10 protein-coding genes are annotated in these 12,204 nt (G+C 44.7%); 1 reads left to right on the top strand and 9 read right to left on the bottom strand.

The window, feature by feature from the left end; genetic code table 11:
* Positions 1-22: 22 nt before the first annotated feature.
* The 5 genes from QUA74_RS08475 to QUA74_RS08495 form a co-directional block, all read right to left on the bottom strand.
* Positions 23-1,411, bottom strand: coding sequence for a cytochrome P450 (locus tag QUA74_RS08475; protein ID WP_333326973.1), 1,389 nt, complete (start codon positions 1,409-1,411; stop codon positions 23-25).
* A 76-nt stretch (positions 1,412-1,487) separates the two neighbouring features.
* A complete protein-coding gene (locus QUA74_RS08480; RefSeq protein WP_333326975.1) occupies positions 1,488-2,030 on the bottom strand; it encodes an MAPEG family protein in 543 nt (180 codons plus the stop codon).
* Between the two features lie 19 nt (positions 2,031-2,049).
* Positions 2,050-2,541, bottom strand: coding sequence for a GNAT family N-acetyltransferase (locus QUA74_RS08485; RefSeq protein WP_333326977.1), 492 nt, complete (start codon positions 2,539-2,541; stop codon positions 2,050-2,052).
* A gap of 92 nt (positions 2,542-2,633) precedes the next feature.
* Positions 2,634-3,230, bottom strand: a complete 597-nt coding sequence (locus QUA74_RS08490) for a tRNA isopentenyl-2-thiomethyl-A-37 hydroxylase MiaE (RefSeq protein WP_333326979.1) — start codon at positions 3,228-3,230, stop codon at positions 2,634-2,636.
* A 31-nt stretch (positions 3,231-3,261) separates the two neighbouring features.
* Entirely contained in the window at positions 3,262-5,442 is a 2,181-nt protein-coding gene (locus QUA74_RS08495) for a tetratricopeptide repeat protein (protein WP_333326981.1), read from the bottom strand.
* A 99-nt stretch (positions 5,443-5,541) separates the two neighbouring features.
* Here QUA74_RS08495 and QUA74_RS08500 point away from each other — a divergent pair, with 99 nt between their 5' ends.
* Positions 5,542-6,207, top strand: coding sequence for a glycosyl hydrolase 108 family protein (locus QUA74_RS08500; protein ID WP_333327059.1), 666 nt, complete (start codon positions 5,542-5,544; stop codon positions 6,205-6,207).
* Positions 6,208-6,327: 120 nt separating this feature from the next.
* Here the strand turns inward: QUA74_RS08500 and QUA74_RS08505 are convergent, their stop codons facing one another.
* The 4 genes from QUA74_RS08505 to QUA74_RS08520 all read right to left on the bottom strand — a co-directional run bounded on the left by QUA74_RS08505 (position 6,328) and on the right by QUA74_RS08520 (position 11,891).
* Positions 6,328-6,690 (bottom strand): retropepsin-like aspartic protease, encoded by a 363-nt coding sequence (locus QUA74_RS08505; RefSeq protein ID WP_333326983.1) that lies wholly within the window; start codon positions 6,688-6,690, stop codon positions 6,328-6,330.
* Positions 6,691-6,718: 28 nt separating this feature from the next.
* Positions 6,719-6,952: a hypothetical protein gene (locus QUA74_RS08510; RefSeq protein ID WP_333326985.1), complete on the bottom strand. Its 234-nt coding sequence runs from the start codon at positions 6,950-6,952 to the stop codon at positions 6,719-6,721.
* A 347-nt stretch (positions 6,953-7,299) separates the two neighbouring features.
* A complete protein-coding gene (locus tag QUA74_RS08515) occupies positions 7,300-7,842 on the bottom strand; it encodes a GUN4 domain-containing protein (RefSeq protein ID WP_333326987.1) in 543 nt (180 codons plus the stop codon).
* A gap of 101 nt (positions 7,843-7,943) precedes the next feature.
* Entirely contained in the window at positions 7,944-11,891 is a 3,948-nt protein-coding gene (locus QUA74_RS08520) for a DUF4347 domain-containing protein (protein WP_333326989.1), read from the bottom strand.
* Positions 11,892-12,204: the final 313 nt, after the last annotated feature.

Below are 12,204 nucleotides of genomic sequence, written 5' to 3' on the forward strand. Positions count from 1 at the left end.
CGCTCGACCGGATTGATAGGATTCAAATCCTACCCTTTACAACCAAAGGCACACCACCAGCGGGTGCCATTGTCAAACCCCGGCGTACTGGCAAAACCGGGCGATTTTCTGCAAGTTCTAAAGAGTATCGTGACAGCACTTTCGCCAATACTAACTTCATTTCAAACATGGCAAATGCCGTGCCAATACAGCGGCGGTTCCCTCCCCCAAACGGTAAATATTCGTAAGGCGAAAATTGCGTTTCTAGAAAACGTTCTGGTTTAAAACGCTTTGGTTCCGGGTAAATATCCGGTCGGTGGTGAACCAAATAAATACAGAGAGAAAGTATCATTCCTTTGGGAATATTAAAACCCATTAACTGCATGGGAGCTTGTAGAAGGCGCGGAAATGTAAAAAATAGGATCGGATAAATCCGCAGCGTTTCGCAACATACAGCATTCAAATACGGGAGTTTAGTTATTTCCGCAGGATCGCAATTTTCGACATCCAGAGAATTGAGTTCTTGCAGCAGTTTTTCACGGACTTCTGGGATGTAGTGAATCCAATACAAAGCCCAGGCTAAAGCTGTGGCTGTAGTTTCGTGTCCTGCGAATAAGATTGTCATTAATTCATCCCGCAATTCAACGTCGCTCATCGGCTGTCCCGCTTCGTCACGAGCTGAAATTAACAAGCTCAGGATGTCTTCGCCCAATGGTTCAGACTGAGTTTTGCGATCGCGAATTTCTTGATAAAGCAGTTCATCTAAACGCTGTCTTTGTCGAATAAATCCTCCCCAAGGACTCCAAGCACCTAAATCTTTTTGCAACGACTTGATAAACAAAAAGGTAGCGCTTAATGGATTGCTAAACAGGCTGAACATATTAGTAATTAGTTGCTTAATTTGCTGGTAGCGTTCTCCTTCGCTCAACCCGAAAACCGCGTGCAAAATTACTTCCAAGGAAATTTCCTGCATAGTTGATTGCGCGATAACCGAGTTACCAGGAGTCCAATTATTAATTACTTTTTCGGTGGTATTGCAGATGATGTGTCCGTAAGCTTTCATGCGTTCACCGTGAAAAGGTGGCATTAAAAGTTTGCGCTGCTGCAAATGTCGAGCGCCATCTAACAACAATAACGAATTGGAGCCTACTAAAGGTAGCGCTATCTGGTTTCCCGTACCGCATTCAAAGAGTTTAGAATCGGCTGTAAAAATTTCTTGAATAGCTTGAGGATTGCTAATAATTACTTGCGGCGGAAAGTTGCTGAATTTGCTGGTAAAAAGGTCGCCGTAGCGTTTATAGTTACTATCTAAATAATACAGAGGATTTAAAATTCCCCCCACTGTCTGAACAAATCTATTGTCTTTAGGGCCGTCTAGAATTTTTTTTGTAGCCTGATTTTGAGAGTGAGAGTTTTTGGTGGGGATAGTCATTTGTTTTCCTCCTAGTTTTAGGGTTTCACAGGACTAATCAAAGCATAAGTCTTATTCCAAAAAACTCTCAAATCCCTCAGCTATTGAAAAATAGTAAGCGGTAGGCATCATAAATTAGTACGGCAATAGTAGGATACAGAGTAACTCCCAGGCCAAAAGCTCGTTCGATCGGCTCTTTGAGATAGCCTATCCAAAACGCTATTCTTCCGAAAACAAACAAAGTTGCCAAAATTGGAATCAGCTTGATGCTGTAAGTATCTAAAAAGGTAGAAAGAATTAAACTCCCTACAAAAAACAGCACAAATTGCTCTAGAGTGTTGCTCAGATAACGCACATTAATCCGCATTGCTTCTGATTCGGCATTTGCTAAAGGGTTGATGGCTGGGCTACTAAATCTACCATTACCAACTGCAACGATGCCGGCAAATAACATCAGTACCGGAAAAATTTGGCAGCGAAGGCTGAAAATTAGGCGCGACTCTGGGGTATTTAATAGGGGTAGGGGCAGCGCTATCAAAAAATAACCAATTAGTACAAAAGTTAGGCAGAAGATTAAGGCAGAAATGCCTCGCCAAACAACTATTTGCTGTTGTGGATTGAAGCTGAGTAAATTAATCATTGTTTACAGAAACCTTATTCTAACTTTTTTTACCTAGACATTTTAAGTAAACCCGATCGCACCTTTGCGTCTCCACACCAGTTGTCGGTAGATATCCGTTATTTTCGTACATTTTCACAGCTTCCTTGAGAATGCTCGCAGTTTCTATCCAGATTTCCTCAAAGCCACGAGCGATAATTTTACTTTCCAATTCTTGCAGTAAAAATTTCCCCAAACCCTGTCCCCTTGCTGCGGGCAAAATATACATTTTGCGAATTTCTACAGCATTATTCCCGCGCTCAATCGGATAATAAGCGGCTGTACCCACTATTTTATCCTGCCGTTCAACTACCCAAAATTCACCGCCTTGATTATGATAATGTAGTTCTACATCATAGACATCTCGATCTGCCCCGTGAGGTTCGCATTTTAAACCGTACTCTGCTAAAACATCCCTAATTAAATAGAACGCCTCAGCGCGATCGCGCGTTTCCCAGGAACGAATTAAAAAATCCAGATGTTGGGTTTTCATTGGTGGTTGCAACTTAATATTTATTTGTTGACTTTAGCAACTGTAAACTTACTAATTCTTTGTGTTTTACAGTTTTTAAATGCAGCTAACTTTTAACTGTGAATTCTCGGTTCAGGATGAAGAATGGCCAGTAACTCGCTCTCTACTAATGATAATTCCTCCAGTCTGTCAATCACAAGAGCGCGATCGAAATAAGTTGTTGCCAAAATCCAATATACACCGTAATGACGCGCCTCCGAAGCCATCAAACTGCGGTAAAACTTAGCTAATTCCGCGTCGGGACAGCGATCGCCCAGCAACCCCAACCGTTCGTGACTGCGCGCTTCTATCAAACCAGAAACCAACAAAGAATCCAAAAGTCTATCGGGTTCCTGCTTGCGAATTTGGGCGGACAAACCAGCACCGTAGGGAGGTGCAGCCAAAGGGCCTAAAGCAATGCTGCGCTGTTCTAACCGCTGGTTGACTTGCTCGAAATGCTCTAATTCTTCGCGGGCGATCGCCGTTAGCATCCTCACCAATTTTTCCCGGGCTGGGTAGCGAAACATCAAATTTAACGCTACTCCCGCCGCTTTCCGCTCGCAGTGAGAATGGTCTAATAAGATTGTATCCAAATGGGCGATCGCCTGTTCTATCCAAGCTTCCGAAGTCGGCTGTTTTAAAAACTTAATAGTTGATAGTGTTGAAGTCATTAGTCATCAGTCATTAGTCATTAGTCAGCATTTATCCTATTTTACACAATTTTTCAAACACCCCATACATATCACCAGCAAACTTTTTCGGATTCCACAGCGGCGACAAAGTGGCTGCCTCTTTAGATTGCACCAACTGTGATTTAATTGCGTTTCTCAATTCACGGTCTGTACCCAATTTTACACCCAAATCAACATATTCCGACCAAGACCAAGCCACACCAGTTTCAATTCCCAAAGTCTGCAAAAACGAATAACCCATTCTCGACAAAAATTGCTCTCCTGTGCGAGTCACCACCGGCAAATTAAACCACAAAGCCTCTAAAGTGTGAGTTCCTCCGTTGTAAGGATAAGAATCTAACAAAACATCAGCCAGCAAATAGATAATTCTGTGTTCTTCCTCAGTAGCAAACCTCGGCAAAAACTTAATTCGGTGCTTGCTCACTTTCTCCGCTTCGCAAGCTTGGTGATATGCAGCCTCAAACACGGCAGCATCGCCTAAAGCTTTGTGAATTAAAATACTGTTCGGCACTTCTTTGAGAATCGCAATTTGTGCTTTTACCAACTCGCGATTAAATTTTCTGCCGGGAGCGACGCACAGGTAAACTATCTGATCCAAACCGATCCGGTTCGACCTTCTCAATGCAACGGGATCGACTGCATATCTCTGAAAACCTGACACCGCTACAAAGGAATCAGGCATCCTAATTAGCTGCTCGTCATAATATTTTTCCCGGTCTGCTGGGTGCGAGTGCCAGTCTGTAAGAAAGTAATTTTCCCGCGATATGTAAGGCGCATCAAATCCCAGCCAAGAAACACAAACTGGTGCGGGTTTTTGGTAGAGAATGTCAGCGTGAACTGGTACGCTGAGAGAATCTAAATCAACTAAAACGTCCAATTCATCTTGCTGAATTTGGTCGATAATTTCTGCGGAATTGGCAAGTCCGTTCGGGTAGGTTGTCGGAAAAGTCAGTTTGCCCCAAGTTTCAAATTGCTGAGTGCGATCGTCAGGAACAATTTTTTCGGAAGCGTACAAATACAAATTGGGTGTGATGTCCGACAATTCGCGAATGATGTCAGCGCTGCACCAACCTACAGAATGGCGGCTGAAGTGATTGGACAAAAAGCCGATTTTTAACTTGCTGGATGGGGTACTTGGTTTGAAACTGTAATTGGCGGGTTGAGAAAAATTAGGTTTAATACATTGGTCGATATACTTTTGGGCAATTAATCTGTAAAGTTTTGAGTTGGCTGCCAAGTCATCTCGCAAATAGGGTGTACTGAATAACAAATTTGCATAAAGCGATTTAATTTCCACCGGGCTAGCGGTTTCTAATTTTTGCTGCAAGTACGACTCTAGCTCTAAAAATCGATCGCCCGCAATTTGATTTAATCCCGACACTTGATAGGTGCTAATGAAGTAAATCGCGGTCATAATTGGATCGGTTTCGGCACACATTTGGCTGTATTGGTGCACGGCTTGCCGCGCGGCAGCTAAATTGCTAGTATCTCTGAGGATGCCGCACAAATGTTGGTGGGCAGAAATAAAATCGGGTTTAATTTCTAGGGCTTTTTGAAGGTTGGGTATTGCGTCTTTAAATTGACCCTGGTGGCGCAAAACTCGGCCAATTTGACAGTATGCTTCGGCTAAATCGGGTTTGAATGCGATCGCCTGCTGCCATGCAGCCACTGCCTCATCTAACTTCCCTTGCCGCGCTAATTTATCTCCTAAATTTAAGTGAAAATCTACTTGAGCTAGGTGGGGATTGAGTTCAAGAGCTTTTTGCTCGTATGCTACCGCTGCCTCCGGCTGCCCCTGCTGTTTCAGTGCCCCTGCCAAATTCCAGTAAGCAGCAGCCAAATTCGGTTTAAGTTCGATCGCCTTTTCGTAATTGACAATAGCCTCCACCAAATGCCCTTGTTTGTAGAGCATACTGCCCAAATTAGCATAGGCCTCAGCAAAATCGGGATTCAGGGCGATCGCCTCGGAATAAAACCGCATCGCTTCCTCAATTTGGCCGCTTGCTTGCTGCACATTGCCCATTGTCACGTAAGCCGCCGCCCAATCCGGTTGCAATTCCAGAGCTCGGCGACAAGCAGCGACGGCTGCTGCTAAATTGCCTTGAGAGTAATAGGTTTCTGCAACGACTGTCAGCGATGCAGCATCTTCAAATTGGGGTGTTTCGGATTGGTTGGGAAAATCGGACTTCATTTGGCGGCCTATCTGTGCTATCAAGTTAAAGGTTGAATCTATATTATTTTGCAGAGTAGCAGTTTTAGCGGAATTACGGGCGATCGTCACACAGAATTTATGAGCGACAAGCAAGCGACACAGCGCCAACATAACATTAAGTGGAAACCAAACCTCCTGCTGGGGATACTCTTGTTAACCTTAGCAATCCCCTTGCCATTTGCCCAAAAGACTTTCGCACAGCAGCAGCAGACAGCCAGCTTTCGGCAGAAATTATTTCAAACTGCTCTTTATTTCACCCTCTATTTTGAGGGCGGATTCAGCAATCACCCAGCCGATAAGGGCGGCAGAACTTATCGGGGCGTCTTGCAAACGGAATACAACGCCTACCGCTACAGTCGTGGGCTTCCGCCCCTCGACGTGACGCAGATGTCGGAAGCAGAGCTCCTAGAAATTTATAAATATTACTGGGATTCGAGCCTATCGGGCACGATGCAGCCGGCTTTGGCGATCGTCATGTTTGACACCGCCGTTAATTTCGGTATTAATAACTCAATTACCTTTCTTCAGCAAGCCTTAGGATTGCCACAAACGGGAGTTTTTGATGCCCGCACCAAGGAAGCGCTGAAAGGGGCAAATAATAGAAATACCGCGCTGCAAATGATTAATGAACGAATTATTTACCGCTACAAACGGGTGCAAGAAGATCCGAGTCAGATGGCATTTTTCCGGGGTTGGCTGAGTCGAGATTATAGTTTGTGGGGCTATGTTAATAAGATTAAGTAGTTGACAGTTGATTGTTGACAGTTGACAGTTGATTGTTATTTCTTATTCTATATTTGTGGAACAGGCATCTTGCCTGTTGCTGATATTTGTGTAACAGGCATCTTGCCTGTTTTCTATAAATTATCGGCTATGAAATTCTACTTGGTTTTCGAGAATTCGCACATTATAACGAGCTAGAAAATCTTGTCCTAAAAGCCCATAGGTTATCCGATTATCACCGATCGCAATTTGAATGTTGCATACAACGGCAGTTTGCACTGCTAAAGATTGCACCCAACCTAAGTCAAACGTTACAACGCTACCATCAGCAATCATCGACTGACAGGTTCCAGACGGCACAATTTTTAGGAGCTCGGCCATTTGTTTCGTAATTAGTGTCCTGCTTGCTCCTGTATCCAAAAGCAGATCGAATGTAAAAGCACAACCATTATTTAAGACAACTTCAACTATTGGAACTCGTCCCCAACGATATTTAATCGGCACTCGAATGATGCTTGCTTCCGCCGCTTTTTTAGCTTGCGCGATCGCCTGTTGGTGAGCTTGCCAATTGCCTTGATTGAGCCTTCATCGCGGCCGCTTGCTGGAAATCTGCGATCGCCCCTTCTATATCCCCCGATGCTTCGGCTACGCCCGCGCGACTGGCAAAAGCTTCTGCATCGCGATCGCACATGGCGATCGCATTCGAGTAATCTTTGAAAGCTTTTTCCAAGTCTCCCAGCAAGCGATACCCGTGTCCCCTGTGCAAAAACAGGCGAGTGCGATCGCACCTTTCAAATCCTGGAGTTTTGCGCGCACTTGTGCTCTGGGCCGATAAGCTTGTGCGAACTTAGGATTTTTTTTGATAATGCGATCGAGGCTTTGCAGAGATCCTGCTAAATCTCCAGTTTCTATCTGTTTTAATGCCTTTTGATAATCTGCTTGGCTCATATATTTCTCAGCACATATAAATTGCCGGCCCCTTGAACAATAATAGCTTTTTAAAGGAAGCAGAAGTATGAAAGCAAAAGAACGTAAAACGCTCTCGCGCTTTAGATACCCGACTTCTTAAAGAAGTCGGGTATCTGGGTGTTCTGTTTTTTTAGGTTGGTCTACTTACTTGCCGCAATTAGCAAAAGTAGAGAACAAGTTATAACCTTGAACTTTCCACGCTTGCCATGTATTCCGGGTGCCAAAAAGAATCTGCATAGTTGCATCTCCATCCACGTAGCCTTGCCAACCTAATGCAGCAACTGTTGGGTACTGAGCTGGAAAATCCCCTAACATAGGAGTTGCTTGCGGGCCTAGTTTCCATCCTACCTTTTCGCTAAATTCTTTAATTTCACCTTCGCAACTTTGACAATTTAAACCCTTGCCCGCCTTCTGCCAAATCTCTAACTGCGGGGTCAAACCGTATTTGTTACTGCTGTGTTGCATCCACAATTGGTCGATCGCGCGGAGGTTCGGACAAGACGTGGGGTTGTTGCGGAGTAGAGAGACGGTTTCGCGATCGGCGTCGTCCCATTTCTTAGCTTCTAATAAGGTTTGCAGTTGCCTGAATTCGCTGCTGGTTTCTTGGGCGCTAGCTGAAAAAGCTGGCTGCAAAACAGCAACAGATGCGGTGATGAATACTAGGGTCATTTTTCCCAATTTAAACATGATGCTCCTCCCGGTAAAAGTGATTTAACAAATGATTCGTTTTTAGTGCCTACCTCATTTAGAAGGGCAACCACAGGATTGCCCCTCCGCTGGAGTTAAATCTAAAGCAACACAAAATCCGATGCAGTAATCGAACTATTCAACCCAGTCACAGTTGCCAAAACTTGATCGGTGGATATAACTTTCAGCACTGTTCCTCCCGCAGTTTGACTAATTTCTAACTGCTGGAAAGTCAAACCGTTATCGATCGCAAATTTATCGATACCCACCTCAAAATCAATCACCGTATCCGAGCCGGTACTTGGAGTTAACAAAAAGCGATCGCTCCCAGCACCTCCAATCAGAAAATCGTTGCCATTTTCGCCGCTGAGAAAATCATCTCCTAAACCGCCAAGCAAAGTATCATCTCCCTTGCCACCGTACAAACTGTCATTGCCGATACCGCCGTCCAAACTGTCAGCACCGCGGCCTCCAAATAGGATATCATCGCCACTGCCACCTGTCAGCGTATCGAGTCCCCGCCCACCGTAAATCGTGTCATTGCCGCCGCCACCATCGAGGGAATCACTAGCTTTTCTGGCACTGATAAAATCGTTACCGCTGCCGCCGATTAAAGTATCGCTATCATCAGTACCGACAAGATTTTTGCCCTCAGCGCCGAGAATTTCAGGAGAAGTATTGACAAGTTCCACATCACCTTCCACAACTGGAACAGCGGGTTGAGAAGGTGCTGGATTTCCTTGAATTTTGGCAGTTAAAAATTCGCCAGTATTTTCGGAAACTACCTGTGCAATTGGTTTTGTGCCAGCGGCAGCTTCTTCGAGGGCGATCGAACTTTCACCTAATGTCACCTTTTGGACTTTGGCAATTTCCGAGGGAATAAACTCAGGCAAAAATTTAGATTTAACTTTATCCGTGCTTTGATTTGCCTCAGCCATTACCTTCGCCGCTTCCGGGGCAATTTGGGAAAGTTTTTCAGTGTTGAGATTGGTGTCAATTTCTTTGACCTTGGCAACAGATTGCTGGATAATGCTTTCTACCTGTGCCGCATCGCTCAAATCCAGGGAACCACCGGATTGAATTTTACTGTTAATTGCCCCGACAACAGCTTTGACGATCGCAGCATTGTCCGCCGTAGATGCACCGTCTATGAGGCTGCTGGTTTGGGTGATGACGTTTTGGACTTTTGTCATGGCGACTAGAGTTTCAACGCCGCCCGGTTCATTTTTGGCTGTAGAGGCGATCGGATCTAAGTCTAATAAGTCAACTCCTGCAGGAATAGACAGAGTAGATTTAACTTTTGACTCCGCTTCACTCTGCGTCATTCCCCCAGCCATCAAATCAGTTACCAAACTGGTTAATAGAGTAACCACAGCGGCATCCGCAGGTGCAGAAACAGGAGTTTCCAGCGGCAAACCAGTGGCAGTATCCGTCCCGCCAAAAGCCACTAAATTTCCTTCTTCTGCGTCAAAAATTCCATTTTTATTCGTATCAAAACTGTCCGGGATATCGAGTTCGTATTCGCCATTAGCATCAGTCGTTGCAGACGGTTCGCTAGCATCCTTTACCCCGTTTTTGTTAGCATCAAAAAAGATAGTCGCACCCTCAATATAACCATCAATTACCACACCCGTTTGACGAGATCTTAACAGGATGACATCGCTAGCAGTTGCACCAGCTTTGTCGGTGACAGTTAACTTAATCGCCAGAGACTGCCTTTGAGTATTGTCGCCGCTGAAAGTACGGGTATTGGGATCGAAAGTCAGCCAAGTTGGTAAAGGTTGACCATCCTCCAGAGTTGCTGAATAAGTCAGTTTGTCGCCCGGATCTGGATCGGTAAATGCCTTTTCTGGAACCGTATACTCAAATTTCGACGACTTGCTGACACTCACATTGCTGAAGCGCCAGGGAGTTGTTTCTGGGCCTTCGTTTAGCTGCGGCGGGCGGTTAATTGTAGTTGGAGTTGGTGGAGTTGGTGGAGTTGGTGGAGTTGGTGGAGTTGGTGGAGTTGGTGGAGTTGGTGGAGTTGGTGGAATTGGTGGAATTGGTGAAGTTGGTGTTGGAGTAGCGGACGTGTTGCCAGGAGTGTCATCGTCTATAATCGTACCCTTAGCGGTAGCAGTAGTAATGGTAGGTTTGGGGCCTGGTGCGATCGGATTTGACAAAGTAACGATAATGTCTTCATTGCTTTCTGGTAATGTATCGCCCAAGACATCCATAATTAGGGTTTTGGATGTTTCACCCGGAGCAAAATCGATCGTGCCTTTAATACCAGTTGCCTCAGAAGTCCCACCAATATTGTTGTAATCGCTGCCGTTAGTAGCATTGCCAGTAATGTCATAACTAACACTGCTGCTAAATTCAAGATTGCCACTGCGAGTCACCGTGAAAATGGGATTTTTTACACCGGTGTTGCCTTCAGTATCGCTAGCAGCATTGATAGTAATAGCGTAAGAAACGGCCTGATTAGCGTCTAAATCGTTGAGCAAAACCCTGATATCTCCAAGGGTGTTGCCAACTATATCGTCCTGTTTATCTGCGTTAAGGTCTACTATGACAGGGTTGAGACCAGTGTAGGGAACCTCGTCGTAAGTGTTGAAGCCGCCCGTACCGTCTCCCCACAAAATGAAGGTCGAAATGACATCAGAAACTGCTAAATCAAGTTTGGCATCAGCATTAAAGTCTGCCAGGGTAAGTGAAGAGGGGTTCACTCCTCCATAAGCACTGGTGGTAGAACCAAAGCTACCCTTGCCATCTCCAAATAAAATAGAAACGCTGTTTGAGGCGCTATTTGGAGTTACTAAGTCAAGGTTGCCGTCGTTGTTCACGTCTCCCACATCTATAGAAGTGGGGGATTTTCCTACATCAAAGTTCGTGGCTTTGCCGAAACTACCTTTGCCATCTCCCAACAGTACGGAAATATTATTAGAGTTCTGGTTTGCAGTTGCTAAATCGAGCTTGCCATCGCGGTTAAAGTCTGCCACAACGATGCCGCTGGGAAATGTTCCCACACTAAAGTTAGTGGGTTTGCCATAGCCGCCCTTGCCATCTGCCAACAGTACGGAAATGTTGTTAGAGTCGGAGTTAATAGTAACTAGGTCAAGCTTGTCATCACCGTTAAAGTCTCCCCAATAGACGAAGGTGGAGGACGAACCCAAATCAAAGTTGGTGGCCGGACTAAAGCTGCCTTTGCCGTCTCCTAATAAGACAGAAAAGCCTTTAGAACTCAAGTTAGTAATGCCTAAATCAAGCTTGCTGTCACCATTAAAGTCTCCGGCAGCAAAGTCGTAAGGATCTACTCCTAAATTAATTTTGGGGCCAAAGTTAAATGTGCCATTGCCATTTCCAAAGAGAATGCCAATGTTGTTTGAGGAAAGATCCATAGTGGCTACGTCAGGCTTACCGTCACCGTTAAAGTCTCCGGCGGTGATATTGGTGACGTAGATTTCTGGATCGTAGTCATTAATTTTAAAGAGTGAGAGAACGTGGCTGTAAGCAGCCAATACCTCTGGTTTCAAGGCTAAAGGTGTTTTGATTTTTCCTGTTTTTATTTCGAGTTCCCAATCGCCGCCGAGGGTCGCACTTCCTGTTAAATTCTGGGAGGCGGCAACGCTGGCTCCGGTTAGTTCGCTCAGCCTTTTGACAAAGGCAATACCTGTATCGCCTGCTGCTACTTGGCATCCATAAAGCAGAATTTCTGGTTGAATCTGTTCTTCCCCAGAGTTTGTGGGCTGCGAATTTTTGATCGCGCCCATTGATGTCGAAAACCACTGCTGTAAAGAAGTTCGATCGCACTCGATGCTGTCTGCATTCAAGTTGCTGCTGCCCAATTGCAAGCAGCCCGGCGATCCGTGGGAAATTATGTGAATTGCGGAGACACTGCGATTTTGCAAGGCTTCTGCTATTTGTTCGACGCCGCTGCGACTTGCATCTAATTGAATGACTTTGATTTCTGGGTTAATGCCGTTGGTTAAGGTTTGGGATTCGGGTACGGCACTGTCGATAAATGCGATCGACTTGGTAATTGTTTGAATCATTGAGTTTGGCATGATACACCTCTAAATAGTTTGCTTAAATTGGGTACAGTCAAATCAGCGATGTGCTAATTTGGCAATGTATTCCTAGTTAAAACTTGTAATTGAGATAATAGCCAAAACTACTTATAACGTCAATTCATAAAAGTCATAACTTAAAGTCATAAAAGTCATATTTGTAAAAATATATTTCAATAAGTAGACAAGCTCTCAAAGTAAAGTTAAATCATGTATAAGCTAAATGCAGCAGTTTTCGGTTGCCCCATCGCAACGCAATCAATACTTGGTAATTGGGAAGTGGAAAGCTGTACATCATCCCTTGAAACTT

Source organism: Microcoleus sp. LAD1_D3 (genome assembly GCF_036702135.1).
GTDB lineage: Bacteria > Cyanobacteriota > Cyanobacteriia > Cyanobacteriales > Microcoleaceae > Microcoleus.